Source organism: Archangium gephyra (assembly GCF_042230915.1).
Classification (GTDB): Bacteria; Myxococcota; Myxococcia; order Myxococcales; family Myxococcaceae; genus Archangium; species Archangium gephyra_B.
The window spans coordinates 9,588,386-9,614,352 of record NZ_CP102578.1 but is presented as its reverse complement, the minus strand read 5'-3'; the positions used below and the strand labels follow the sequence as shown (position 1 = coordinate 9,614,352).

Here is a 25,967-nt window from a genome sequence, read left to right as displayed (position 1 = left end):
CGGGCCGGAGGCGGCGCTTCCCTTGCCAAGCCTGCGCGTCGTGGATGCCGTCGCGCTCGTGGTGGGCATCGTCGTGGGAGCGGGCATCTTCCGCACGCCCTCCCTGGTGGCGCAGAACGCGGCGGGCCCGGCCGCCGTGCTGCTGTTGTGGGGGCTCGGTGGGCTCGTCTCTCTCATCGGCGCCATGTGCTACGCGGAGCTGGCCAGCACCTGGCCCCATGCCGGAGGGGACTACCACTACCTGCGCCGGGCACTCGGCGGCTCGTTGGCCTTCCTGTTCGCCTGGGCGCGGTTGACGGTCATCCCCACCGGCTCCATCGCGCTGCTGGGCTTCATCTTCGGGGACTACGCCTCGCAGCTGCTGCCGTTGGGCGAGCACTCGTCCGCCGTCTACGCCGCGCTCTCCGTGGTGGTGCTCACCGGGCTGAACGTGGCCGGCATCCAGCTGGGCAAGTGGACGCAGAACCTGCTCACGGTGGCGGTGGTGGCCGGGCTGGGGCTGGTCATCCTCGCCGGGCTCTTCGCCGCCCCCGCGGCTCCGGCTCCAGCCGCCGTAGCGGCGTCCGGCGGGCCGCGCCATGCGGCCTGGGGTCTGGCCATGGTGTTCGTGCTGCTGACGTACGGCGGTTGGAACGAGGCGGCCTATATCTCCAGCGAGCTGCGCGGGGGCCGCCGGAGCATCGTGTCCGCGCTGCTGTGGAGCATGGTGGCCGTCACCGGCCTCTACCTGCTGGCCAACGCGGCCTACCTGCGGGGGCTGGGGATGGCGGGCGTGGGGCAATCCGACGCGGTGGCGGCCGAGCTCATGCAGCGCGTGGCGGGGCCCTCGGGAGCCAGCCTCATCAGCCTGCTCATCTGCGCGGCGGTGCTCACCTCGTCCAACGCCACCATCCTCATGGGCTCGCGTACGCACTACGCGATGGGGCGCGACTTCCCGCTGTTCTCCCCCCTGGGACGGTGGAGCGCGCGGGCGAGCGCGCCCGTCAATGCGTTGCTGGTGCAGGGCGCCATCTCCCTGGCGCTGGTGGGCGTGGGCTTCATCACCCGGCGCGGCTTCGAGACGATGGTGGAGTACACCGCGCCCGTCTTCTGGTTCTTCTTCCTGCTGACGGGCGTGTCGCTGCTGGTGCTGCGCCGGCGCGAGCCGGACGTGCCCCGTCCCTTCCGCGTGCCGCTCTACCCGCTCACCCCGCTGCTCTTCTGTGCCTCGTGCGCCTATCTCCTCTATTCGAGTCTGGCCTACACCGGCGCGGGAGCGCTCGTCGGCGTCGCGGTGCTGGCCACCGGGCTGATTCCGCTCGCGCTCATGCGCCGGCGCACGGGCCATCCACGCAGCACCCCCTCACCTGGAGGTCGTAAATCATGGGGATTCGGAAGGCCACGGTCGGCGTAGCGTTACTGGGTATGTTGGGGCTCGGCGGCGGCTCGCGGGCCGTGGGGCAGGAAGACGACTTCATCTACCGGCCGCCGAACCTGGGCCGGGCGGATCTTCCCGAGCGTGCGCCGGACGTGCCGTACGTGCCCACCCCGCAGCCGGTGGTGGACGCGATGCTGGAGGTGGCCGACGTGAAGCCGGGGGACGTGCTCTACGACCTGGGCTCCGGAGACGGGCGCATCGTCGTCACCGCGGCGCAGCGCTTCGGCGTGCGCGGGGTGGGCATCGACATCAACCCCGAGCGCATCCAGGAGGCGGAGGCCAACGCGAAGGAGGCGGGCGTGGAGAAGCTCACCGAGTTCCGCCAGGAGGACCTCTTCAAGTCGGACATCGGGGATGCGACGGTGGTGACGATGTACCTGCTGCCGAGCGTCAACAATCGGCTCAAGCCCAAGTTGCTCGAGGAGCTGAAGCCGGGGACGCGCATCGTCTCGCACGCCTTCGACATCGAGGGCTGGGAGCCGGAGCGGATCATCGAGGCCGACGGGCGCACCATCTACTTCTGGGTGGTGCCCGAGAAGCCGGGACGCAGCACCCGCTGAGGGCGTCAGGCCCGGGGCTCCCAGGGGAGCTCGATGGTGAAGGTGGCGCCCTGGCCGGGGCCGGCGCTCGCGCACGTGAGCGAGCCCCCCATCTCCCCGGCCGCCAGCACGCTGATGTGCAGGCCGAAGCCGTGCCCGTCCTTCTTCGTGGTGAAGCCCTGCGTGAAGATGCGCGGCAGGTTCTCCGCGAGGATGCCCACGCCGTTGTCGGACACGTGGATGCGCAGCCGCCCCTCGGGGCTGCGCTCCACCCGGAGGACGATGTGCTTGTCCGGCTGGCGGCTGTCGAGCAGCGCGTGCCGGGCGTTGCTCAGCAGGTTGATGAGGATCTGCAGCAGCCGGTGCCGGTCCACCAGCACCGGGGGGAGCGGGCTGGCGTAGTCCGTCCGCACCTGGATGCCCACCCGCTCGAAGGACACGGTGTGCAGGCGCAACGCGTCGTCCAGGAGCTGGGGCACCGACACCTGCTCCACCACGCCGGCCACGCGCGCGTGGGACTGCTGCATGCTCACCACGGCCTTGATGTGCTCCACGTTCTGGTCGAGCGTCCGCGCCTCGGCCAGCAGCGCCTCCTGCTCGGTGGTGAGGTTCTGGGAGAGCAGCTCCAGGTACTGCTGGAACTGCTGGCCACGCGGATCCCGCGTGAAGAAGGAGGCCAGGTCGTGTGCGTGCTCGCGCAGCAACGCCGAGGCTCTGGCCACGCCGGACATGCGCAGGCCGCGCAGCCGCTGGGTGAGCACCCCCGCGGACACGGTCACGCTGTTGAGCGTGTTGCCCACGTTGTGGAGGATGCCATTGGCCATCTCCGCCATGCCCGCCTGGCGCGACACGTCCAGCAGGTTGCGGTGCAGCTCGCCCAGCCGCGCCTCGGCCTCCTTGAGGGCGGTGATGTCCCGCCCGAAGAGCGTCATCCCCACCGGCCGCCGCCCGGCCCCGAGCAGGGGACTGAGGTTGATGTCCATCACCCGCGGCCGCCCCTCCATCACGAGGTTCAGCTGGAGGCGCACGTGCTCTCCCTGGAGCGTCCGCCCGGCGCGCTCCTTCCATTGGGTCCGCTGCTCCGGCGGGAGCGCATCGAAGAGGGAGCTGCCCGGCAGGGGCTCTCCGCCGAAGAGGTGGCGGCACAGCGCCGTTCCCGCCTGGTTGAGCGTGAGGATCCGGCCCGCCGTGTCGAGCGAGCACACCGGGTCATCGGTGCTCTCCACGAGGCTGACGAGCTTGTCCTCGCTCTCGCGCAGCGTCCGCAGGGCCTGCTCGAGCGCGGCGTCCGCCTCGTCGCGCGAGGCGAGGAACATCCAGCTCACCAGCCATCCGCACAGGACGAAGAGCGCGGAGTAGAGGTTGAGCGCCGCGCCACCGGGCGCCGGGAAGAGGTAGGGGTGGACGAGCCCCATGTTCGCGGCGGTGAGCAGGCTGAAGAAGAGGCCCCAGCGCACGCCGAGCAGGTACACGGTCAGCATCGGCACCAGCATGGTCATGGCATTCACGGCCACGGCCTGCGTCCCGGCCCGCCAGGACTCGGCGCTCATGGCGGCCGTCACGAGGAAGCACAGGATCCACGCGGGCACCCGGATGGAACGGGTCCGGCGCAGCCTCCAGAGCGTCGCGGCGAAGAGCACCATGCACGTGAGCTGGACGGTGCCGGTGCGCAGCGGGTCCGGTGTCACGCGGACGTAGAAGAGCAGGACGAGCGCGTCGAACAGCAGCAGCATCCCGAGGATGCCCACCAGCAACCGGCCGCGGCTGAGCTCCACGGGAGAGCCCTGGCGCAGCGTCTCCGAGAGACATGCGTCGAGCCGTGCCAGCACCCGGGCCCAGAGGCCAGGGCGCGGCAGCGAGGGCAGGGACGGCTGCGACGGCCTGACGCCATGCAGCCCGGCTTCCAGGGTGGACGTGATGGGCATTGGTGTGACCCCCCGGCCAGGAGAACACGCCCGCCCACCGCATGGCGTCTGCCCGCCCGTGCGGACGTTGATGGCCCAACACGGCTCGTCACGGCACCGGCTCATGCCGGGGCGGAGCACACGCCCCGTCTGGATTTTTCTCTACGGGTGAGAGAGTGGGAAGAGCGCCTGAGGCTCGCGGCTCCTCAGCGACACCGGCAGGTAGCACTTGCCCTGGTACTCGGCCTGGTTCTCGAAGCAGGGCGGGCGCTTCTCCAGCGCTACCCAGCACCCGCCGCTGATCTCCACCTCACCCTCCTTGGGTTTGCAGGGCGCCTTGGCCTGGTTGCGGAAGGGCCTGGAGGGCAGGGGATAGGCGAGGACCTCCATGTTGGAGGCGGGCTTGTCGATCAGCGTGGGAGCATCGACATAGGGCAGTGCTTCCTGCGCCACACCGTGTGCGGCTGGATGCCCGGTGTCAGCGGAGTGGCCTCCGTTCAGCCAGAGCCCCACGCCCAGCGCGATGACGGCGAGTCCCGCGACAGCGCGCCCCTCCCAGGAAGACAGCCATTGGCGGAGGCGTCTGGCCCGTTGCTCCAGGAATCCCCACCGGCCTTCCAGCAGGTGGGCTCGCGCCTGCTCGTTTCCCTCCACCCGATTGAGTGCGGCGGCCATCACCTCCAACATCCGAGAGAGGGTGCCCAGGTCTCCCGAGGCGGGGGCCCGTGTCACCTCCAGCACCACGTAGGGAGGCTCCGCCTGCGAGGAGGCGCGCACCTCCCAGTTCTCCTCGGGCTCCCAAGTATGGCTGGGGAGCAGCACCATGGCGGGGGCACCCGTGTCCACGTGGTGCGCCTCGTAGAGACGGCCGAGTTCCGCCTCCAGGTTCCCGTCCTTGTACCGCCTGCCGAGTTGGAATGAGCCCAGCCGGCCGTTCTCACAGGTCTTATCGTCCGCCATGTGCCGTTTCCGCATCCGCCCCTTCTACACCGTGGGCGGTGACTGGCTGCACATCCAACTCGCGGAATGGGGCTGTTTCAGGTGACTTCCTGCGTGGTACTTGACGTCGAGCAGCTCTGTCTGGCGCGGCTCAAGCGCGGGTGCGAGGAATGCCGAGCCGCTGACGCCGCTCCCACAACGCTTTGCGGCTGATGCCCAGCCGTCGCGCCAGCTCCGTCTCGCCCAGCTTGTCCTGGTGCTCCAGCACGAAGCGGCGGAAGTACTCCTCCAGCGAGTCCGGGGAGGCGCTGCCCTCGATGCCAAGTCCCGCATCGGGCAGCTCGGGCGTCTCGAAGGCGCCGTTGCCGCCGGGCTCCAGTGCGAGCAGCCCGGGGGTGATGACCGGGCCGTCGGCGAGGATGACGGCGCGCTCGATGGCGTTCTCCAGCTCGCGCACGTTGCCCGGCCAGGGGTGCGTGGTGATGGCCAGGAGCGCCTCGGGCGAGAGCGTCGCGGGCGGCCGGTGCAGCCGCTGGCACGCCTTCTCCAGCAGGTGCTTCGCGAGCGCCGGCACGTCCTCGCCCCGCTCGCGCAGGGGCGGCAGCTTGATCTCCACCACGCGCAGGCGGAAGTAGAGGTCCTGCCGGAAGGTGCCCTCCTGCACGCGCTTGGGCAAGTCCCGGTGCGTGGCCGCGATGATGCGCACGTCCACCTTGCGCGAGCGCGTGGCGCCCACCCGCCGCACCTCTCCGTCTTGCAGCATCCGCAGCAGGCGCGCCTGGGCGGGCGCGGGCAGCTCGCCAATCTCGTCGAGGAAGAGCGTGCCCCCGTCCGCGCTCTCCACCAGGCCCGCGTGCGCCGCCTGCGCTCCGGTGAAGGCGCCCTTCTCGTGGCCGAACAGCTCGGACTCCAGCAGGCTCTCGGGAATGGCGGCGCAGTTGACGGCCACCAGCGGCCCGTCGCGCCGGGGACTCTGCGCGTGGAGGGCTCGCGCCACCAGCTCCTTGCCCGTGCCCGACTCGCCCAGCACCAGCACCGTGGCCGGCGAGGCCGCCACCTTGCGGATGCGCTCGAAGACGTCCCGCATGGCGGCGGAGTGGCCCACGATGCCGCCCACCGCGTACACCCGCTCCACCTCGCGCTTGAGCGCGGCGTTCTGGCGCGTCAGCCGGCCCTCGCGCAACACGCGCTCCACCTGCAAGAGCAGCTCGTCGTGGTCGAAGGGCTTGGCGATGTAGTCCACCGCTCCCAGCTTCATGGCCTCCACCGCCGAGCGCACCGTGGCGTAGCTGGTCATGATGAGCACCGGCACTCCCGGCGCCTTGGCGATGATGTCCGTGCCCGGCGCGCCCGGCAGGCGCAGATCGCTCAGGATGAGGTCGAACGTGTCCAGCGCGTCGTCGGTCCCGGCCTCGTGCACCGCGCCGGCCTCCGCTACGTCGTGCCCCGCGCGCGTCAGCAGCCGCCGCAACTCGGTGCGGATGATGGGCTCGTCCTCGATGACCAGGATGCGGCTCATGCGGTGCTGAAACCCCCGGCGGACCTGCCCGTCAGGCTAGTCCCCTGACCCCATCTCCTGTCCACCGCGCCCGCGGGCTGACGAGATGCGTCATGGTGGGTTCCCCAGAATCTCCTGGTACGTTGCGGCCAGGGGTGGCATCCGCACCGGAGTCGCAGGGGGCGTTGCTTGGGATTGCTCGAAGGCGTGTTCGTGGTGGCGGTCCACCTGGTCGTGCTGCTCTCGGTGCTCGTGGGCGGATGGCAACTGGTGATGCTGGGGGTGGCCTACCGGCAGGTGCGCGGGGCGCGTCTGGCCATCGATGACTTCATGCGGCCCGTGCAGGGCCATTCTCCGCCACCGGAGGCCCGGCCCTACCTCCACGCGACCCATGAGGCCTTCTCCACGCTGGGCTGGCGCTTCGATGGTCTCTACCAGAAGGTGCCGGAGGGGGCGGCTCCGCAGGCCGATTTCTCCCTGTGGCTCTCGCCGGACGGCACAGTGCTCGGCGCGGTGGTTGCCACCCGCGCGGAGAAGGACCCCGTCGAGCGCACGGTGCTGGTGAGCCAGGACGCCAGCGGCAAGGTGCTGACGGCGAACGACCTTCCCGGCACGGGGGATCAGTTCGGCGGGGCCTCGTCGATGGGCACCCTGCTGCACGCGGCTCCGGCGGAGCTGCTGGCCTTCCACCAGCAGCGGCTCCAGGCCGAGGCCCGCTCCCCCTTGCGCACCTGGCAACCCGGTCAGGTCTTCGCGGCCCTCCGGGAGCTGAGCGAGCATTCGGTGAAGCTCTGGGCGGAGACCGGCCATGCCCGGTGGAAGCCCGAGGCTCCCGGGGAGTACAGCTATACGCGCAAGGGTGCGTGGCGCTATGCGCGGCAGGCCGTGCGCTCGGTGCACGACGTGGGGGCGGCCCAGCGGGAGCGCTTGAAGCTGCCGAGACTGGGCTCGCCCGGTGCCAGCGCGACGCGGACCGGTCCCGAGCCGAAGCTTCCCGCGAAGCGCTCGCGGGCCTCCGGAATCGTCAACGCGGTGGCGCTCGGCGTGTGCCTGTGGTTCGTGGTGGCGTACTGGCGCAAGCCGCCTCCGGAGCCGCCGCGCGCGGTGCCCGCGTTGGGCTCCATCGCGCTCGAGGAGGACGTGGACGCGGCGCTCGCCGCCCCGGCCTTCGCGGACGGACAGCGGGCGACAATGGCGGGCGGGGACGAGGTGACGCTGTACCAGCGGCCGCTGGGGGAGTTGCGGCTGACGTCCGGGCGGCTGGTGGCCGGGGATGCCTTCTCGCTGGACTCGCGGCCCTTCGCCGTGACGCTTCCCGCGGGGACGCATCCCGTCTTCCTCACGGTGGCCGAGGGGAACGGGCAGCAGACGCCCGTCTGCGCACGGCTCCAGGTGTCGGAGCGCCCGGTGTCCCGCTGGCGGGCGGCGGGGGCCTACGGGGTGGACTCGGGAACGGCGTCGTTCCGGGATGCCGAGGCGGAGGAACTCATGGCCGGGAAGCTGGGCCTGCTCGGGACGGAGCATCCGTTGCTGCCGAAGATCGAGCCCATCCTCTCCAGCGGCATGGGAGGCGTGGTGGAGCTTGCGCCCGCGCCCGCGGCCAACGTGGCGGTGTTCTCCTCCGGCTACGGCGATGGGGTGTTCCCCACCTGGTTCGGGCTGGATGCCGCCGGGCAGGCCGCCAGCGTCGTCACGTGCTTCACCGGGTTGCGGCTCGCTACCCCGCCGCCTGCCGGGCCCGTGCCTTCGGAAGGGTGACGGTGAAGGTGGTGCTGGCTTCGGGCTGGCTGTCCACCTCCAGCGTGCCGCCGTGCTCCCGGACGATGCTGGACACCAGCGCGAGCCCCAGCCCCGTGCCCTCGCCGGGCTGCTTCGTGGTGAAGAAGGGCTCGAAGATGCGCTGGGCCAGCTCGGGGGGAATCCCGTGGCCCTGGTCCACCACGCGCACGCGCACCTGCTCCCCGTCCTCCGCGGCGAACAGCTCCACCTGCCCGCCTCGCGGCGAGGCGTCGATGGCGTTGGTGACGAGGTTCACGAAGACCTGCTCCAGCCGCTGCGTGCTGCCCACCACCTCCAGGCCCTCGGGGCAGTGGCTCACGCACCGCACGTCGGCGTCCTTGCGGCCCAGGCGCGAGAGCTGCGCGGCCTCGGACAGCAGCGGCGCCAGCGCCACCCGGGTGACGGGCACGCTGTGTCCTCCCGTCACCCCCGCATGGCTGAAGGTGACGAGCGCCCGCACGATGGCGTCGATGCGCCGGGCCTGCTGGAGGATGAGCTGCACCCGCTCGCGGATCTCCTCCGGGTCCTCCTCGTAGCGGAGGTTCTGCGCCACGCTGGTGATGGCCGTCAGCGGGTTGCCAATCTCGTGCGCCACGCCCGCGGCCACCCGCCCCACCGAGGCCAGCCGGTCCTGGTGCGCCAGCCGCGCGTCCATCGCCTTGCGCTCGGTCAGGTCCTCCACCAGCAGCACCGCACCCTCCAGCCGCTCGGGCTCTTCGGGCGTCTCCGCGGGCGTGGCCAGCGAGCGGTGCAGCCGGAGGATGCGCTCCCGGCCCTCCAGCCGCACCTGCGTCTCGGCATCCGCGTCCGGGCCCGACGCGAAGCCGGCGAGCAGCCCGCCCCACGGCTCCGGCAGGCGCGCCAACGTCTGGCCCCGCACCTCCTCGGAGCGCAGGCCGGAGAGCCGCTCCAGCGCCTCGTTCCAGATGACCACGTCCTGGTCCGGCCCCAGCGCGCAGGCGCCCACCGGCAGCTCCTCGAGGATGCGCTGGAGGTAGCGCCGCACCGCCTCCAGCTCGCGCACCGGGCCCGTCATGCCCCGCGCGTCGCGCAGCCGCTCCTCCACGAAGCGCAGCTGCTCGGCCAGCGCCGTGCGCGCCCGCGGGTCCACCTGCAGCGCCTCGCTCACCGCCAGCCTCGCCAGCACCGGGCCGAGCAGGCCGGACAGGTTGCGTTCGATCTGATCCCTCAGCCGGCGCAGCTCGGCGGGGCGGCGCTCGGCCTCGCTCATCCCCAGCTCGTGGAGCGCCCGGTCCAGCTCGGCGGTGGCGGCCTCGGGGCCGAGCACGGGGGCGAGCTGGCGGCGGAACTCGTCCGGAGAGCCGGCCGTCACGCTGCCCGCTGCCAACGAGGGCGCCTCGCGCGCGCACAGCCTCGCCGCCTCGGCCTCCTCGGGCGAGGGGCGCGTGGCCAGCGAGAGGCCCACGAAGGCCAGGGCGTTGAGGGTGAGGGAGACGAAGGTGACGAAGCTCCACGGCTCCACGGTGGTGAAGCCCAGGAGCGCCTCTGCCTCCCGGGACCAGGCGGGCTGGCCATGGCCGCTCCCCAGGGGCCAGAGCAGCAGCACGGCCCATGCGGTGGTTCCGGCGGCCAGGCCCGAGAGGAAGCCCGCGCGCGTGGCCCGGGGCCAGAAGAGCAGGCCGAGCAGTCCGGGGATGAACTGCGCCACGCCGACGAAGGCGACGAGCCCCAGGTCCACCAGCCCCGCGGCGCGCCTGTCCAGCTGCACATAGAAGCCGTAGCCCGCGAGGATGATGGCGGCGATGAGGACGCGCCGGGCCCAGAGCAGGCGGCGGTACAGGTTGCCTGGTGCGCGCGCGTAGCCGAGCGGCAGTACCAGGTGCGTGAGGCACATGGGCGCCAGGGCCAGGGTGGTGACGATGACCATGGCGCTGGAGGCGGAGATGCCGCCGAGGAAGGCCAGCAGCGCGAGCGCGGGCGCTCCCCGGGCCGCGGGCACGGCGAGCACGTGGAAGTCCGCGGACCCCGGCAGGCCCATCGCCTGGCCCGCCCAGAGGACGAGCGGCACGGCCATGTTCATCAACAGCAACAGCAGCGGGAAGGCCCAGGTGGCGGTGGAGAGGGTGTCGCGCTCGGGGCTCTCCGTGAAGGCGACGTGGTACTGGCGGGGGATGAGGAAGGCGGCGGCGCAGGAGATGACGAGCAGCGGGGCCCAGGACTCCTCGCGCGCGGGCTGCTGCATGGCGCGCAGGGCCTCGGGGTGCGCGTCCAGCCAGGCCTGGAGTCCCGCCGGGCCGCCGAAGACGGAGACCACCGCCCAGGCTCCCACGAGCACCAGGGCCACCCCCTTCACCAGCGACTCGAAGGCGATGGCTAGCGCGAGCCCCTCGTGGCGCTCGCGGGGGGTGACGTAGCGGGCGCCGAAGAGGACGGAGAAGACGAGGGTGGTGGCGCAGAAGCCCAGGCCCACCGTGGTGGCCGAGGCCGAGGGGCTGAGGACGCGCGCGGACTCGACGACGGCGCGCACCTGGAGGGCGAGGTAGGGCAGGGTGCCGGCCAGCAGCGCCAGCGTCACCGCGGTGCCGGTGGCCTGTCCCGGGTAGCGGAAGGCGAAGAGGTCCGCCAGCGAGGTGAGCTGCAGCTCCCGGGTGAGCTGCAGCAGCGGGCGCCACAGCACCGGGACGAGCAGGCAGGAGAGGGTGGCGCCCAGGTAGATGGCCAGGTAGCGGAAGCCGTGCTGGGAAGCGTAGCCCACGCTGCCGAAGTAGGACCAGGAGGTGGCATAGACGCCGAGCGCCAGGGCATAGGCGAGCGGGTGCTGGGTGATGCGGGCGGGGATGCGCCCGCGCTCGGCGGCGTAGGCGATGAGGAACAGCACCAGCAGGTAGATGAGCGAGGCGATGACGAGGGTGCCCAGCTCGAACGTCATGGGGCGCTCCGGCGCGCGGCCCAGGCGCCCAGCACGATGACGCCGAGCCACACGGCGAAGGGCTGGTACCAGGAGGCGCCCTCGCGCAGCCACCACTGGCGCAGCGGCGAGCCGAAGAGCAGCGCCGCCACGGCGAAGACGAACAGCGAGAGCATGGCGGGCTGTCCGCCCGGCCCGGACGCGTGCTTCATCGTCACTCCTGGATGCCGAGCTGCGCCATCAGCAGGGGCCGGGCCTCCGCGTAGGCCTGCTCCACCTGGGCCAGCAGCGCCTCCGCGCCGTCCAGCCCGGGGCTCCGCGCGAGGTTCTCCAGCGCCTTGCAGTGCTGGCGCACCCGCATCATCCCGAACATCCCGCTGCTCGTCGCCAGGCCGTGGGCCTCGTGCGCGAGCTGGCTGGCGTTCCCCGCGGCCAGCAGCTCCCGCATGCGGCTGATGCGCTGAGGGGTACGGCCCAGGTAGCCACGGGCCATGTCCGCCACCAGGTTGGGCGAGTCCGCGTCCTGAAGCACGCTCAACTTCTCCAGTTGCCGCACATCCATCGCGAGGACCTGCTGCTCCATAGGGGAGGCATTCTGCACTACCTGGGCAAGGCGGAAAAACTCCCTGCGTTCCAGGAAGCGAAACCACGACACGAAGTCAGCCGGGGACTCATTTCGCCCGGGCGGCCTCGATGAGCTCGGCGAGGATGGTGCGGTGGCACGCCTTGTCGATGATGCAGTCCTTGGAGCACATCAGGGTGATGTTCTCTCCACGGTCCACGCGGGCCGCGAGCCCGGCGATCACCTCGCGTTGGGACTCCATCTCGCGCACGTAGCGCTCGCGGTACTCGTCGAGGCTGATGGGCGTCTGGCCCTTGCCCTGGAAGGCGGCGAGCAGCGGCGGACTGGGACCCAGCTCCCTCATCCACACGTCCCACGTCTCCTTGGCCTTGGGGAGCGCGCGAGGGCGGAACCGGCAGATCAGGATGCGCAGTCCGTCATCGGGCTCCGCGGGCACGCACCAGCGGCGGGTCTTGATCGGCATCTCGGCGGAACACCGGGACGCCTCCAGGTCATCCCAGCCACGGGCGCCCGCTCGCACCTACGGACAGCGGACGGCCGGCCGGTTTTCCTCTGAAGAGCGCGGACGGCACGGCTACGCTGCACGGCCCGCCTACCCCTGCCGGAGCGCGCCATGCCCGTCGTCTACCTCAACGGCCAGTTCCTCCCCTCTCACGAGGCCCGCGTTCCCGTGGACGACCGGGGCTTCCTCTTCGGTGACGGCGTGTACGAGGTGACGCGCGCACTGGGCGGGCGGCTCTTCGCTGAGGAGGCCCACTGGCGCCGGCTCGAGACGGGCCTCGCGCAGTTGCGCATCCAGCCGCCGCCGGACTTCACCCGCGAGCGCATGCGTGCCATCAGCGAGCGGCTGTTGGCGGAGAACGCACTGACGGGAGGCGAGGCCACGGTGTACCTGCAGGTGACGCGCGGTGCGGCGCCGCGCACTCACGCCTTCCCGCCCGAGGGCACGCCGGCCACGGTGTATCTCTCGGCCTCCCCGTTCCAGATTCCGTGGGAGGTGCGGCAGCGGGGCGTCAGCGCCATCACGCAGCCCGACCTGCGCTGGGCGCGCTGCGACATCAAGACGGTGAACCTGTTGCCCAACATCCTCGCCAAGCAGCAGGCGAAGGAGGCCGGCGCGTGGGAGGCGGTACTGGTACGCGAGGGTGTCGTCACCGAGGGCGCCTCCACCTCGGTGATGGTGGTGATGGAGGACACCCTCTTCACCCACCCCAAGGGCCAACAGATTCTGCCCAGCGTCACGCGCGACATTGTCCTCGAGCTGGCGCGTGACCTGCAGTTGCACGTCGTCGAGCGCCCGGTGCGGCTGGATGAGCGCCCGCGGTGGGAGGAGTTGCTGCTGCTGGGGACGACGACGGACGTGCAGCCGGTGGTGTCGCTCGACGGTCAGCCCGTGGGCGAGGGGCGTCGGGGGCCCATGGCGCGGCAGCTGCAGAAGGCCCTCTACCAGCACATGGGCGTGTCCTGGCCCGAGGCGCATGCGCCTCTTCGGGGGGAGCCATGAAGACACTTCGGTTCGTCGTGGGATGTCTCGTCTTGGGGATGATGGGGTGTGGGGGGGAGACGGACTCCGTTGCGCCGATGAATGTCCGGGTGGTGGAGGGCGTGACGGAGGGAGAGCGCGTCTCGGGCTCGCGGCTCCTCCGGGCCACCGCCGAGGACAACTCGGGCACGGTGGCCCGGGTGGAGTTCTCCGTCTCCGGCGCGCCGGTGTGCGCGGACGGCACCGCCCGGCGCTCCGGTTCCACCTTCTCGTGCACCTGGAGCTCGTCCACCACGCCCCCGGGGCTCCACCAGCTCACCGTGAAGGCTCAGGACGCCGCGGGCAACAGCACCCTCTCCGCCCCCATCTCCTTCACCCTCCTGCCGCCCAACCGCGCCCCCTCGATCGGACCGGTGTCCGCGACGCATGAGACGCTCGATGAAGGCTCCCGCGTGAGCCTCTCGGTGACGGCCACGGATCCCGATGGCGACACGCTCACCTATTCCTGGACCCAGAGCCCGTCCACGCCCCTGGGAACGTTCGCCGAGGGGACTCTCTCCACCCCGTCGTGGACCGCGCCGTTGATCTCCCGTGACATGACCTTCCTCCTGAAGGTGACGGTCTCGGACGGGAAGGGGGGCTCGGCCCAAGGCACGGTGCCGGTCACCGTGGTGAACGTCCCCGCCCTCAATCAAGCGCCCATCGTGGACCCGGACATCAGCGTGGACCCCCAGGGGCTCGTCGCGGGCAAGTCCCTTCCCCTCTCCATCGCCGCGAGGGATCTGGATGGGGATCCGCTCACCTATTCCTGGACGATGGAGCCGCCCGGAGCGGGGAGCTTCACCCGCCCGAACCAGTCCTTCACCGAGTGGCGCTCGGAGGAGCTCGACCGGCCCGCCACCTATACCCTGAAGGTCACCGTGTCCGATGGCTCCCGTTCGGAGAGCCGCTCCGTGAACGTGCAGGTGGAAGTTCCCTCGTATGCCCGGGACATCGAGCCCCTCTGGAGCGTGACGTGCTCGGACTGCCACAACGGGCATGGCGCCGAAGGACTGGACCTGCAGGTGGGCAAGTCCCACGCCTCGCTGATGGCGCCGGGGGTGGGGCCGTGTGCCGCTGGCCCCCGGGTCACTCCTGGCCGCCCCGACGAGTCCCTGCTGGTGTCGCGCATCAGCGCCGAGGGGTGCGGCCGCCGGATGCCCATGGGCAATCCCGACTATTTCGATCTCAACCCGGGAGAGCTCATCCAGATCCGCTCGTGGATCCTCGCGGGCGCCCTCGACAACTAGGACTGCACGTCGTCGAGCGTCCGGTGCGGTTGGACGAGCGCTTCAAATGGGAGGAAGTGCTGCTGGTGGGCACGACGACGGACGAGCACCCGGTGGTGTCGCTCGACGGTCAGCCCGTGGGCGAGGGGCGTCCGGGGCTCATTAAGATGCGTATTGTATGCATGTTTTGCGCGAGAAAGACCGATGGACGCAGCCCCTGCGCACTCGGAAGGAGCCGCGTCCCCTGCGAGGCGGGGAGGAACGAGGGCTCGCAGTGGGCTCGGAGCGGCTGGTGGGGCTGGCCCGGCAATTGCTCCTTGTCGCCCCGGTTGCAGGCTTCTCCCTCGCTCGCTTGAACAAGGACGACCTCATGCATCCCCTTCCCATCTCCCCCGCCCTCACGCCTACCACCACCGTCGGTGAGCTGGCTGCCACCCGCCCCTCCTCCACCCGTGTTTTCTTCCGTCGGGGCATCGACTTCTGCTGCGGCGGCGGCAAGACGCTCGAGGAGGCATGCCGGCGCCGCGGCCTCGACACCCAGGAGGTCCTGCGGGAAATCCAGCAGGAGCTCGAGCGCGGGGAGGAGAACTCCGCCGCCTGGATGGAGCACAGCCAGGCGGAACTCATCCAGCACATCATCGTGCGCTACCACGAGCCTCTGCGCGAGGAACTGCACCGGCTGCACGGCATGGCGCTCAAGGTGCTGCGCGTGCACGGGGAGAAGGATCCGGCGCGGCTCTCCCAGCTCGCCAGCACCTTCACCACGCTCAAGGACGAGCTGCTGCCGCACCTGGACAAGGAGGAGCGCATCCTCTTCCCGTGGATCCTCTCCGGGCGCCCCGTGCCACAGGGCGGGCCCATCGAGCGGATGATGTCCGAGCACGAGCAGGCCGGGCAGCTGCTCGAACGGCTGCGCGAGCTGACGGGCAATTACGAGGTGCCGCCGGGGGCGTGCAACACGTGGCGAGCGCTGTGGAACGGGCTCGAGACTCTCGAGCGCGAGCTGCACGAGCACATCCACCTGGAGAACAACATCCTCTTCCCACGCGCCTCGGGGCAGGCCTGAGTCCCGGTGGGGATTCAGTGCACGGTACGGGTGGAGGATGACGCGTCATGAAGCGAGACATGCGGCTCCGCGGCCTCTCCTCCGAGCACCACCATGCGCTCCTGCTGGCGCGCTCGCTCCTCGACAGGCGTGGGGAGTGGACGCCGCGTGACGGCGCCGCGCTCTTGGAGCGCATGCGCGTCGAGCTCGAGCCGCACTTCCGCGTGGAGGAGGAACTTCTGCTGCCCGCCCTCGGAGCGGCGGGAGCCATGGACCTCGTGCAGCGGACCCTGGAGGACCACGCCTTCCTGCGCGCGAGTGCCGAGGAGGCGGCCCGCGGGAGCCCCCAGGCCGCCTACGCCTTGGGCGAGCGCCTGCACGCTCATGTCCGCTTCGAGGAGAGCGAGGTGTTCCCAGCGTGCGAAGCGCTGCTGGCGCCGGAAGTCCTCGACGAAGTGGGGCGCCGGGCCTCCTCGGCCCACTGACTCTCGATGGCGCCCCAATCGGCGACGGCCCCGAGCCGGGCGAGCACGGCGTAGAGCCCGAAGCGCAGGCGGAACAGGAAGAGGAAGCGCCCGGGGAGCGAGAGCTTCGCGAGGAAGCGCTTGTCGCGGAGGAGCTGCTGCGCCTCGAAGCCCGAGCCGGGATGAACGGGGCGGGGGCCTTGCTCGAGGAGGGGCGCGAAGAAGCCGCGCAGGAGGGTGCGGAGCATGGCCAGGCTCTCGGCGTCCCCGGGCGGCCGGGCGCCGAGCGCCACCAGGGCCTCGCGCATGCCGTGTGCCTCATCCGCCCGGACCGCGTCGACGAGCGCCGCGAAGGCGAGCACCGTGGCGGAGTCGAAGGAGCGCACGCAGCCGAAGTCATAGACGACCACGCGGCCATCCTCGCGGAAGGCGTAGTTGCCGGGGTGCGGATCTCCGTGGAACAGGCCGTGCCGGTAGAGCGTGCCGATGTAGAACGAGAACAGGGCGATGCCCATCCGGTCCCGCACCTCCTGGGAGGGATTCGCCGCCAGGAACGCGTCGAAGGACTGCCCGGGCATCCAGCGGGTGGTGAGCACGGAGGAGGCGCACCACTCGGGCTCGACGGCGGGGACGAGGATAACCTCGTCCTGGGCGAACAGCCGCGCGAAGGTGGCCTGCCGCTCGCGCTCGAGGGAGAAGTCACACTCCTCGAGCAGCACGGTGCGGGCCTCGTCGATGAAGCCCTTGATGCTGGAGGCGGCGCCCGGCAGCAGCACGCTCGCGAAAGACGAGCCGGTGCCAGCGGCCCGGAAGTCACCCTGGAGCGCCTCGTCGATGCCGGGGTGACGGACCTTCACGGCGGCCTCGGTGCCGTCGGGAAGGCGGGCGCGGTGGACCTGCCCGATGCTGGCCACGGAGACGGGCTGCCGCTCGAGCCCGGCGAGGAGCATGTCCGCGCGAGACCCGAAGGCGGCGCGGATCGTCGCCTCCACCTGGGGGAAGGGGCTGGCGGGGGAGGCCGTCTGCAGGACGGAGAGCAGCCCGCGAATCTCCGGAGGCAGCGTCGGGTCGATGTAGCCGAGCACCTGTCCGGCCTTCATGGCGAGGCCCTTGAGCTCCCCGAGCCGGGACACGAGCTGGGAGACGGCGCGCACATCGGCGGCGCCGAGTCCCTCGCCCTTGCCGCGCAGCCTGCCACCGACGACGGAGAGCGCCAGCCCCGCGGCACCGCGCCCCGTCTTCCACAGCCGCTCGACGCCCGAGCGGACCACGGGCCGCTCCGTGCCGAGCAGCTGCTCCCGAAGCAACGCCACCAGCTCATCCTCGTGCATGACGGACCGTCCTCTCGCGGGCGCCAGGACCGAGGCCCCGGATTGTCACGTCCAACAAGTGAGAGTTACTCTCATATGAAAGTGACTCTCGATTCGCAAGGAGGACGGGAGATGGACGGGCGGGCGAGGAGGCGGTTGGAGGCGATGCGGCGGGTGCAGGAGGTGGCGCTCGACCTGTTCGAGGAGCGCGGCTACGAGCGCGTGACAGTGGAGGAGATCGCCGTCAAGGCGGAGGTGGGTCCGGCGACGGTGTACCGGAACTTCGGGACGAAGGAGCGGCTGGTGCTGTGGGACGAGTACGACCCCATGCTCCTGTCGGCCATCTCCGAGCGATTGGGCGCTCAGGGGCCGATGGAGGCCACCCGCGAGGCCCTGGTGGCTTCACTGGACGAGGTGTACGGCGAGGACCGGGAGCGCATCCTGCGGCGGGCGCGGCTCATCGAGGCGAACCCGGCGCTGGAGGCGGCGACGGCGGCGGACAGGGCGGGGCTCGCACGGGCGCTGACGGCAGTGTTCCTGGAGAAGCGCGCATGCCAGAGCGAGCTGGAGGCCGAGGTGCTGGCCGGAGCCATCGCGGGGCTGCTGGACGCGGCGCTGCACCACTGGCTGCGAAAGAAGGGCCGGACGCCGCTGCGCGATGTGCTCCGCAGTGCGTTCGATTCGCTCGCCGAAGCCGGGCAGTTCTCGGGGGCTGCTTTCGTTGACCCCCTTCGGGGGCCGTCATCACCCTAGTGATGATGGGCCGTACTTCCCATCGGGGCGCTTATTCTCGGGTTTTGCTTAAGGCTTGGCGGATCCTCAGTCGCATCCCTTGTTCAGGCAGAACGCTGTCGTGGTATCGTTCGTGGACCGTAGGGGAGATTCATGGGAGAAATAGTAAAAACGATCGGAGAGACCCAGAGTCTCCTTGATTACGTGGTACGAGCATGGAAATGGCTCACGGAGGTCCAAGATTGGGACAGTTGGCAAGGGTGGTTTGCTAGACTTGCCATATGGATCACTGTCGTAGCCTTTATCCTGTGGCTCTTGAAACGCTCCTTGGAATGGTACATCGCTATCCAGGAAAGCTGGAAGAAGGCCGGCCTGCCGGTTCCAATGACTGCAGAGCAGCGCGAAGCAGTCCGGCGACGAAGTCAATTTTGTAGAGTGCTGCGCAGCGACCTCGACGCGCTCAACAAGACAGAGAATTGGAACGATCAATTCTACACGGACCTTGAAGCAGAGGTCGAGGCGCATGGCTGGTATTATGCCTCTCGTTTCGATTCCCTTCTTCGTCGGCGTTCGTGGGGGCTACGGCGTGTCCGTTCGTTAATAAAGGCAATCGAAACAAGCACAGAGCAAGCTCTTCTGCTCGTTGGCGAACCTGGGAGTGGAAAAAGTGTTGCTCTGAGGCATTTAGCGCATCAACTCGCAGAGCGAGGAACGCGATCTACTGACTTGAAGGCTAAAATCCCTCTCTATGTCAACCTCAAGGAACTGCCTCCACCTCCAGATTCAGGTCCTTGCGCCGATTGGATTCGCACATTCACAATCGATAACGTGCGGCGCGGTGATGCCGATACTGCAGACTACATCAAAGATCATTGGGATGAGCATATCCGCGAAGGCACATGGTTTTTTCTCTTCGATTCTTTTGATGAAATTCCGGCGGTTATGCACGCCCCCTCCGGAAGTAGCATTATTAAGGATTATGCGGAAGCCATCCGGCAGTTCCTGGCTGGCATGAGCGATTGCCGTGGGATTCTGGCGTCCCGTGAATTCAAGGGACCTGATACGCTTCCCTGGCAGAAGTTTCGAATTCTGCCATTGAGTAACGAGCGACAGGGTGAACTCGTTGATAATTCCTTTTTACCTCCTCCGCAGAAGGAGATCGTTCGACAGCATCTTGCCGCAAGTACTAGCAATTTGCGCCAAAACCCCCTTTTCTTAACGCTGCTCTGTCGCTACGTAAAGCAAGAGAACCGGGCGCCTACAAACGATCACGATCTGCTTGAAAAGCATCTTGTCCGCTTGGCAGAGCGAGACCCAGAGTACATCTCTAAAAAGTATAAGCTTACGCCTGTTCAGTTGCTTGATGGTGCTATGGAGTTGGCTGTGCTTTTCGCTATGGATCCGCAGCTCAGCTTGGCTCCGACCCATGATCAGATTTTGGCTGCGCTTCCAAAAGGGTCTCCTATTCGCAAAAAGCTAGATCTTTTGCTAGCAGCGCTCGTAGATGTGAAGATCGGACGTAGCGATGTGCAAGAAGCCAAGAGCGGTGATCGGCGATTTACTTTTTCTCACCGGCGTTACCAAGAAAGTCTATTCGTAAGATACTTGGCTCTCCACCCTGCACATGTATCAGCACATGACCTTCTGCTAGATCTGCGCTGGCGCGAATATACCGTCGCTCTTCTTCAAACTGGAACAACTGATGCGATCAAGCCGCTCATAGAAGAGGCCACTCGCCTTATTTCTGATTTCGCCCCAACCCAAAAGCGCATTTCAAATATGGACGGTTTTGGGCGCGAACTTGGCTATTACGATTGGAATAATGTTGCAACCCACCTACTTGCTCTTCTCCAAGAAGGGTTGGGAAGGCGACTCGATGACATTCCCGCGGGTCTGACGGATGTAATTGATAAATTGCTCTCTGCCCGATGGGAAGGTGGTGATTTGGTTGATCGCGTGTTGGTTCTCCGATACGGTGGTCTACTGCCAGGACTGCGACTCTCAAATTATATTACATTTTCCGTTCAGAAGGGCATTGGTGCTCTCTCTGAGGCAGCCTTCGGGAGCGTGGTGTTTTTACGCGAAATCCCCACCTCTCTCATGCAATGGTTGCGCATACGTATAAGCAATCAGATTATTGCTTCGACTGCTCCCTCTGAGAAATTGATAATTGAAGCGCTATGTGCTCGCCTCCCTACTGATGTTAATGCTAGGTTTTTATTGCGACGGTGTGGGCAGATTAGAGCCCTGTCGAAGCCAATGATTCGATTGGCAAAATTCAGAATCGAAAAAGAATATATAAATCAGAATCCGCCGGATAGGGTTGTTGATGTGGCTGCATACTGGGTGGGTTTTTTGAGTGTGTTGGTCGCTCAAAGAATCGTTGCGGCTGATTCTGTTTGGTCGTTATGGTTGATGGTTGTTGAAGTGCCCTTGTTGCTTGCCTTGGTGGGGTATTGGTATCGTGCGATACCTGATGCAGGGATTGATAATTTTAGGCCGGCAACGAGGTTTTGGCAGGGCGATTACTTTGTGGTTTATGGGATGGGTCTCGTGGTGTCGCTTTTGGTAAAGCCGTTGGTTGGGGTGGTGGGTACGAAGATTTCTATTTTTGTTTTTTCCTTGATTGTTGGCGTGACTCTTTGTTTTTTGTGTTGGATTGCCTATGCTTATGCGGTTGAGGTGAGGCGGCAAAAGAGAAGATTTAAGTTGCTTCGCGCCCAGCTGCCGCCTGGGGAAATGTTGGTGTTGCAGGCACGGTCTGCTGCAGAGTTGACGACTTGGCTCAATGCGCATGGAGATGTCTTGCTCCCCAGTGAGCAGCACTGTCGTTCTCTTACGTCCTTGTTGATGCGCAGTATTGACGAAGGTGGACTTCCGCCGTCTATTAAGTCCGATCCGCCCTTGGTCCGATACCTTTCGGCTGAAAATCGGAGCCACGGTAATGTCATTGACGTCTTTTCTCATGTCTACGTGCGACGAGAGGACGTGAAGCCGGGCCGAGGTCCCGAAAAGAATAAGAGGGCCTAACAAAACCGACTGGTCGGCCGACGAGCCCGACGGCGCGGTTGCTGTCGAAGCAGTCTTGCTAGGGTCTAACTAGCCTGTTTCGGTAGGAAGTTCAGTAACTTCCCGGTCCGAGGAGGGGCCTGCCAGGGATGGGCCCTATCGAAACAGATCCTAAGGGGGGAGGCACAAGGTGTTCACCCTCCTCGTCGGAAGTAAGATCCCGCCCGCGAGCTTCGTGGAATTCGTCGAAGGACGCGACTGACTCCGGAGGGAGTCAATCAAGGCTTGACCAGCTTCCACGGGTCACCCGCTTCACTCGGGCGTGCGTCCTTGAGGTAGTAGTCGTCCGAGAGCCGGATGTCGGCGAACGGCAGGAGCTTCTCCAGCTTCTGGAACGCACGCACCACCTTGCAGAACTTCGCGGTGGAGCGGGTCTGGATGAAGCCGCTGTAGTCCGCGTCGGCGTCCCCTCTTCGTGGCGTAGCGAGCCGCGCACGCTTGGCATTGGCAAACCCTTCCGCCCGGGCGATGGCGTCGGCTGGCAGCAATTGGCGCCACTCGTCGAGGAAGGCGTTGTCCTGGCCGAGTGGCTTGCGGCGGATTCCATGCTTGTCGGGAAGGCTCACCGCATTCGGCCCGGTCGGGGTGAGCGCCTCATGCTCCTGCATCCACGCTCCGAGGATGGACTCCTCTTCGGCCGTGAGCTTTCGGCCCAACCGCACCCGATATGTGACCGCCCAGCCCATGACTTGCCCGACCCCTCCTGCGCGATGACATCGAGCCCGCCGTAGCATGGGGTTGGAGCGGAAAGGGGGCTGCACGGCCGCTCCTCCGGCATGGCGCACCAACTCCGTTACGTCTGCGAAAGGCTGGGGGAGGATGGCCGACTCTCCTCCTGGTTTCCTGGATAGAGCACCTGTCTGCCGTGCAGCTCCGCGAAGGGCGTGAGCTTGTGGGGCTCGGCGCGAGTGCGGCTGCTGATGTGCCGCACCTCCACGCCCCGGGCGAACAGCGCGTCCGCCACGAGCGTGCGGTGGCAGCGCCAGCGCACCGCCTCGGCGCACATGAGTGCCAGCGGCCCGTCCGGCGTGAGCGCCCGCAGCTCCTCGAGTCCCCGCGTGAACTCGTCCGTCTGCATGTAGTCCGCGTAGCCGCGGAAGCTGGCGTTGCGCCACGCGCCGTTGGGCGAGTCCTTGCGCGCGCGCCGCAGCCCTCCGAGCCTCGCCAGGTGCACGTACCGGATGTCCGCCTTCGCGAGCGTCCGGGGCAGGGTGTCCTGGTTGAACTGGGGATTCGTGCGCGAGCGTGGCACCGTGCGGATGTCCACCAGCGTCTGGATGCCGTGCGCCTGGAGCAGCTCCACCAGCTCCTCCGCCGAACGCGTGGAGTGGCCCACCGTGTAGATGCGCGCCTTCCCCCAACCCGGGGCTTTTCGTTTCGGACGCTCCGTGCTCATCGCTCGTATTCCCCTCGGGGAAGGTGGGCACGGGGAGGAACGGTGGGAAGAGGAGACCCTCACCCCAGCCCTCTCCCAGAGGGAGAGGGGGCCTTGACTCAGCGGGGCTCGATGCGCACCCGCGCTCCCCGGCCTGCTCCCAGCACCTTTTCTGCGCTCCCGTCCCGCACGGACACCTCCAGCAGTCCCGCGCTTCCCACCAGGGACAGGGGTTCTCCAGACGCCACCGCCTGGTAGTGCGCGTGCGGCGCGTCCTCGATGACCGTGCTCCCGAGGTGCACCCGGAAGCGCGCCGGCAGCACCGCTCCCGGGAGGTTGGTGATGAGGTTGCCGTAGGTGTCCACGTGCAGCACCTCGCCCACCGGGCATCCGTTCTCCTCTCCCGGCGGTGGGAATGAGAACGGTCTCTCCAGTTGCCGCACCGCCCGGCCGAGCCTCTCCAAGGGCACGCCCGCCGCCAGGTGTCCCACCACCGGAGCGAATACGTCCCGCCCGTGGAACGTCCTCGACTGCCTCGGGCCCCAGTATTCCGGCGCGCTCAGCTCGACCGCCGCGTCCAGTCCCCCGAGCTGCTCGAGCGCCGGCACCAGCAGTCCGTTGTCCGGCCCCACCAGCACGTCTCCCCGCCGCGTCCTCGCCGCCACGGCGCGTCGCGTCGAGCCCACGCCCGGGTCCACCACCGCCAGGTGCAGCGAGCCCTCGGGGAAGGCCTCCACCGCGCTCCACAGCAGGAAGGCCCCACCCCGCACGTCCTGTGCGGGCACCTCGTGCGTGAGGTCCACGAGCACCGCTCCCGGGGCGACTCGCAGGAGCGCCGCCTTCATCTGTCCCACGTAGGTGTCCGTCAAGCCGAAGTCCGTCAGCAGGCTGATGAGTGGGGGCGGCATCGCGTCCGGAGGATAGCCGCCCCGCCCCGGTTCCGGGATTCAGCGGGGGGGGCATTCACTTCCCGGGCCCCTTCCGCGATAGAACTGGGACTCGCCCCCTGTCTCCCATGCGCGTCGTCATCCTTGGCTGTGGAGTCTCTGGCTTGTCCTGCGGTGTCCGGCTGCTCGAAGCCGGTCACCCGGTGGAGATCTGGGCGCGCGAGCTGCCCCCGCACACCACGTCCGATGTCGCGGCGGCCGTCTGGTACCCGTACCGCGCCTTCCCCCAGGAGCGCGTCACCGCCTGGGCCGCGCGCACCCTCGAGGAGCTGTGCGCGCTCGCCGCGCGGCCCGAGACCGGCGTGCGGCGCGTCCTCGGCACGGAGCTTCTGCTGCGGCCCGCGCCGGATCCGTGGTGGTCCCCGAGCGTGCCCGGTTTCCGCCGAACCACGCCGGCCGAGCTGCTCCCGGGCTTCGTCGATGGCTTCGTCTTCGAGGCCCCCGTCATCGACATGCGGCGCTACCTCCCGTACCTGCTGGCGCGCTTCCGCCGGCTCGGTGGCTCCGTCGTCCAGCGCGAGGTGCGCTCGCTCGACGAGGCCTGGGCGGTGGCTCCGCTGGTGGTCAACTGCACTGGCCTGGGGTCGCGCGCCCTGCTGGGGGACGAGACGCTCTTCCCCATCCGCGGCGAGGTGCTCCGCGTGGCGCCGCTCCCGCTGGAGCGCTTCCTCCTCGACGAGCAGGACGAGGCGCGCGGCATGACGTACCTCATTCCCCGCATCGACGACTGCATCCTCGGCGGCACGGCCGTGGAGGGGAGCGACTCGCTGGAGCCGGACCCGGCGCAGGCCGAGGCCATCCTCGCGCGCGCGGCGCGGCTGCTGCCCGAGGGCACCCGTTTCCACGTGCTGCAGCACCTCGTGGGGCTGCGGCCCGGACGGCCCGCCGTGCGCCTCGAGCTGGAGCAGGTGGGAGGACGTCACGTCCTCCACAACTACGGACATGGCGGGGCGGGCGTGACACTCTCCTGGGGATGCGCCGAGGAGGTGGCCACGCTCGTGGGCCAGGTCACCGGTGGCGCGTCCCATGTCGGACCGGCCATCCATCCTTCGAGCCTTGGGAGGACCCATGGAAAGTGAGCAGAGCCAGGATCGCATGCAGGCCGTGCTGCGGTTGCCCGCCGCCCGCCGCTACGCGTACTTCCTCCAGCGCGTGGCCGAGTCCGGCGAGGTCTGGGGGCTGGATGGCGAGGGGTGGGCGCTCGCGCTCGACGACTCCGGGCGGGACGTGTTGCCGCTCTGGCCCGCGCCCGAGTTCGCCGCCATGTGCGCCACGCGCCTGTGGTCCGGTTTCCAGCCTCGCGCCATCAAGCTGCAGGAGCTGCTGGAGAACGTGCTGCCGCAGCTCGAGGAGGAGGGGATGCCGGTGGGCATCTTCTTCACGCCCGAGGGGCAGGGCCACCCCATCTCCGCGGGCGAGCTCATCGAGGCGCTGCGCTCGGCGAGCGGACCCCTGGCCTGAAACTTCGCGACCCTGGCTGTAACCGGGCGGCGTGGAGCGGCGAACGCTCCGCCGCCAGTGGAACGTTGCACCTCCAGACACCTGCGCGTACCTGCAACGCCTTGAGGCGCACCGGGCGGGGCTTCTAGCTTGCGCGCCATGCCAGGAGATTCCGACAAGACGGTGTATGCGAAGGGCGTGGGCCCCAAGGGCGGCAGCGGTGGTTCGAAGCCCTGGGTTCCGTGGCTGGTGACGGCGGCGGTGGTGTTGCTGGCCGGCGTCGCGGGCTACTTGGGTTTTGGCGCGTATTCGATGCAGAAGGAGCGCGCGGAGGCGGCGGAGAAGGCGGCCGCGGACGCCCGGGCACTGACGGTGAGCACGGAGCAGGCGCGCAAGGCCCTGGAGGAGCAGCTGTCGCAGCAGCTCGCGGCGAAGGACCAGAAGCTCACGGCGCTCGAGGACGAGAAGACGCGGCTGTCCACCGAGCGCGAGCAGCTGCAGCAGGCGGTGCAGGAGAAGGACGCCGAGCTGGCGCGCCTCAAGGCCACCTACGAGGACATCGAGCAGAAGCTGAAGGCGGAGATCTCCGATGGGGAGATCCGCCTGTCGCAGGCCGAGGGCCGCATCCAGGTGGACCTGGTGGACAAGATCCTCTTCGACTCCGGCGAGGCGAGCCTGTCGCCGCGCGGCAGCGAGGTGCTGGCGCGGCTGGGCACGGTGCTCTCCAAGGTGGAGAACCGTTCCATCCTCGTGTCGGGCCACACGGATGATGCGCCGCCCTCGCAGCGGCTGGCGGCCACCTACCCGACGAACTGGGAGCTGTCGGTGGCGCGCGCGGTGAACGTGGTGCGCTTCCTCGGGGAGAAGGCCAGTGTGCCCCCGGGCAAGCTGGTGGCCGCGGGCCATGGGGACACCAAGCCCGTGGCCAGCAACGCCACGCCCAAGGGCCGCGCCCGCAACCGGCGCATCGAGATCCTCCTCATTCCGGATCTCCCCGCGGGCAAGCAGGGCGAGGCCAAGACGGCCGCGGACGCGCGCTAGGCCGCGTCAGGGCATGCTCGGACGATGGGGCGGCTGCCTGCGCTTGGACAAGCGGAAGGACACGACCGCGAAGGCCGCCGCCGCCACCACGAGCATCGCCACCCAGTACCAGAGGGCCGAGCTGTGGGTGACGTACTGATCCACCTTCTGGCTGTCCGCGGGAGCACCCGTCGCCGCGAGCGCCATCATGGGAGTGAGCAGATACAGCACCCAGGCCGGAATCATCTGTGAGGTCTTCATCGCCCCGGAAAGCTGAGCATGTGTC

Annotated in this window: 24 protein-coding genes; 12 read left to right on the top strand and 12 right to left on the bottom strand. The window is 68.6% G+C overall.

Features of this window, described 5'->3' with window-relative positions; all coding sequences use genetic code 11:
* The first annotated feature begins 22 nt into the window (after positions 1-22).
* Entirely contained in the window at positions 23-1,393 is a 1,371-nt protein-coding gene (locus NR798_RS37795) for an APC family permease (protein WP_375767416.1), read from the top strand.
* Positions 1,363-1,977 carry an SAM-dependent methyltransferase gene (locus tag NR798_RS37790; RefSeq protein ID WP_375767415.1) on the top strand — a complete coding sequence of 205 codons (615 nt, stop codon included), beginning with the start codon at positions 1,363-1,365 and terminating at the stop codon, positions 1,975-1,977. The genes NR798_RS37795 and NR798_RS37790 overlap by 31 nt, the downstream gene beginning before the upstream one ends.
* A gap of 5 nt (positions 1,978-1,982) precedes the next feature.
* On the opposite strand, the gene NR798_RS37785 is transcribed toward NR798_RS37790, so the two are convergent.
* From NR798_RS37785 to NR798_RS37775, 3 genes are all read right to left on the bottom strand, one after another.
* Positions 1,983-3,881, bottom strand: a complete 1,899-nt coding sequence (locus NR798_RS37785; RefSeq protein ID WP_375767414.1) for a nitrogen regulation protein NR(II) — start codon at positions 3,879-3,881, stop codon at positions 1,983-1,985.
* A 141-nt stretch (positions 3,882-4,022) separates the two neighbouring features.
* A complete protein-coding gene (locus NR798_RS37780; protein WP_375767413.1) occupies positions 4,023-4,820 on the bottom strand; it encodes a hypothetical protein in 798 nt (265 codons plus the stop codon).
* Between the two features lie 130 nt (positions 4,821-4,950).
* Complete coding sequence (locus NR798_RS37775) at positions 4,951-6,318, bottom strand: sigma-54-dependent transcriptional regulator (RefSeq protein ID WP_375767412.1); 1,368 nt, start codon at positions 6,316-6,318, stop codon at positions 4,951-4,953.
* 168 nt (positions 6,319-6,486) lie between these two features.
* On the opposite strand from NR798_RS37775, the gene NR798_RS37770 reads away from it, so the two are divergent.
* Positions 6,487-8,055, top strand: a complete 1,569-nt coding sequence (locus NR798_RS37770; protein ID WP_375767411.1) for a DUF4241 domain-containing protein — start codon at positions 6,487-6,489, stop codon at positions 8,053-8,055.
* Here NR798_RS37770 and NR798_RS37765 read toward each other — a convergent pair.
* From NR798_RS37765 to NR798_RS37750, 4 genes are all read right to left on the bottom strand, one after another.
* Positions 8,015-10,966 carry an ATP-binding protein gene (locus NR798_RS37765; protein ID WP_375767410.1) on the bottom strand — a complete coding sequence of 984 codons (2,952 nt, stop codon included), beginning with the start codon at positions 10,964-10,966 and terminating at the stop codon, positions 8,015-8,017. The genes NR798_RS37770 and NR798_RS37765 overlap by 41 nt on opposite strands.
* Complete coding sequence (locus tag NR798_RS37760) at positions 10,963-11,157, bottom strand: hypothetical protein (protein WP_375767409.1); 195 nt, start codon at positions 11,155-11,157, stop codon at positions 10,963-10,965. Before NR798_RS37760 ends, NR798_RS37765 begins: the two co-directional genes overlap by 4 nt.
* Positions 11,158-11,159: 2 nt before the next feature.
* Positions 11,160-11,528, bottom strand: a complete 369-nt coding sequence (locus NR798_RS37755) for an Hpt domain-containing protein (protein ID WP_375767408.1) — start codon at positions 11,526-11,528, stop codon at positions 11,160-11,162.
* A gap of 88 nt (positions 11,529-11,616) precedes the next feature.
* The gene (locus NR798_RS37750) at positions 11,617-11,991 is read right to left on the bottom strand and encodes a DUF488 domain-containing protein (protein WP_375767407.1); all 375 of its coding nucleotides are present in this window, start codon (positions 11,989-11,991) and stop codon (positions 11,617-11,619) included.
* Positions 11,992-12,141: 150 nt separating this feature from the next.
* Between NR798_RS37750 and NR798_RS37745 the strand changes: the two genes are divergently transcribed.
* From NR798_RS37745 to NR798_RS37730, 4 genes are all read left to right on the top strand, one after another.
* The gene (locus NR798_RS37745; protein ID WP_375767406.1) at positions 12,142-13,032 is read left to right on the top strand and encodes an aminotransferase class IV; all 891 of its coding nucleotides are present in this window, start codon (positions 12,142-12,144) and stop codon (positions 13,030-13,032) included.
* Positions 13,029-14,300: an Ig-like domain-containing protein gene (locus tag NR798_RS37740; protein ID WP_375767405.1), complete on the top strand. Its 1,272-nt coding sequence runs from the start codon at positions 13,029-13,031 to the stop codon at positions 14,298-14,300. Before NR798_RS37745 ends, NR798_RS37740 begins: the two co-directional genes overlap by 4 nt.
* 349 nt (positions 14,301-14,649) lie before the next feature.
* Positions 14,650-15,345 carry an iron-sulfur cluster repair di-iron protein gene (ric, locus tag NR798_RS37735; RefSeq protein WP_375767404.1) on the top strand — a complete coding sequence of 232 codons (696 nt, stop codon included), beginning with the start codon at positions 14,650-14,652 and terminating at the stop codon, positions 15,343-15,345.
* A gap of 47 nt (positions 15,346-15,392) precedes the next feature.
* A complete protein-coding gene (locus tag NR798_RS37730) occupies positions 15,393-15,809 on the top strand; it encodes a hemerythrin domain-containing protein (protein ID WP_375767403.1) in 417 nt (138 codons plus the stop codon).
* On the opposite strand, the gene NR798_RS37725 is transcribed toward NR798_RS37730, so the two are convergent.
* Positions 15,707-17,119: an ABC1 kinase family protein gene (locus NR798_RS37725; protein ID WP_375767402.1), complete on the bottom strand. Its 1,413-nt coding sequence runs from the start codon at positions 17,117-17,119 to the stop codon at positions 15,707-15,709. The genes NR798_RS37730 and NR798_RS37725 overlap by 103 nt on opposite strands.
* Before the next feature lie 111 nt (positions 17,120-17,230).
* Between NR798_RS37725 and NR798_RS37720 the strand changes: the two genes are divergently transcribed.
* Both NR798_RS37720 and NR798_RS37715 read left to right on the top strand, forming a co-directional pair.
* The gene (locus tag NR798_RS37720; RefSeq protein ID WP_375767401.1) at positions 17,231-17,851 is read left to right on the top strand and encodes a TetR/AcrR family transcriptional regulator; all 621 of its coding nucleotides are present in this window, start codon (positions 17,231-17,233) and stop codon (positions 17,849-17,851) included.
* A 306-nt stretch (positions 17,852-18,157) separates the two neighbouring features.
* Complete coding sequence (locus NR798_RS37715) at positions 18,158-20,860, top strand: NACHT domain-containing protein (RefSeq protein ID WP_375767400.1); 2,703 nt, start codon at positions 18,158-18,160, stop codon at positions 20,858-20,860.
* Between the two features lie 257 nt (positions 20,861-21,117).
* Here the strand turns inward: NR798_RS37715 and NR798_RS37710 are convergent, their stop codons facing one another.
* The 3 genes from NR798_RS37710 to NR798_RS37700 all read right to left on the bottom strand — a co-directional run bounded on the left by NR798_RS37710 (position 21,118) and on the right by NR798_RS37700 (position 23,182).
* Positions 21,118-21,585, bottom strand: coding sequence for a hypothetical protein (locus tag NR798_RS37710; RefSeq protein WP_375767399.1), 468 nt, complete (start codon positions 21,583-21,585; stop codon positions 21,118-21,120).
* A gap of 107 nt (positions 21,586-21,692) precedes the next feature.
* Positions 21,693-22,295 (bottom strand): DUF488 family protein, encoded by a 603-nt coding sequence (locus NR798_RS37705; RefSeq protein ID WP_375767398.1) that lies wholly within the window; start codon positions 22,293-22,295, stop codon positions 21,693-21,695.
* A gap of 98 nt (positions 22,296-22,393) precedes the next feature.
* On the bottom strand, positions 22,394-23,182 hold the full coding sequence (locus NR798_RS37700) for an S-adenosyl-l-methionine hydroxide adenosyltransferase family protein (protein WP_375767397.1): 789 nt from the start codon (positions 23,180-23,182) through the stop codon (positions 22,394-22,396).
* A gap of 107 nt (positions 23,183-23,289) precedes the next feature.
* On the opposite strand from NR798_RS37700, the gene NR798_RS37695 reads away from it, so the two are divergent.
* The 3 genes from NR798_RS37695 (at position 23,290) to NR798_RS37685 (ending at position 25,702) form a co-directional block, all read left to right on the top strand.
* Entirely contained in the window at positions 23,290-24,300 is a 1,011-nt protein-coding gene (locus NR798_RS37695; protein ID WP_375767396.1) for an FAD-dependent oxidoreductase, read from the top strand.
* Positions 24,290-24,682, top strand: a complete 393-nt coding sequence (locus tag NR798_RS37690; RefSeq protein ID WP_375767395.1) for a DUF2750 domain-containing protein — start codon at positions 24,290-24,292, stop codon at positions 24,680-24,682. Before NR798_RS37695 ends, NR798_RS37690 begins: the two co-directional genes overlap by 11 nt.
* Before the next feature lie 138 nt (positions 24,683-24,820).
* Complete coding sequence (locus NR798_RS37685; protein WP_375767394.1) at positions 24,821-25,702, top strand: OmpA family protein; 882 nt, start codon at positions 24,821-24,823, stop codon at positions 25,700-25,702.
* 6 nt (positions 25,703-25,708) lie between these two features.
* Here NR798_RS37685 and NR798_RS37680 read toward each other — a convergent pair whose 3' ends face one another.
* Complete coding sequence (locus NR798_RS37680; protein ID WP_375767393.1) at positions 25,709-25,942, bottom strand: hypothetical protein; 234 nt, start codon at positions 25,940-25,942, stop codon at positions 25,709-25,711.
* Between the last annotated feature and the right edge of the window lie 25 nt (positions 25,943-25,967).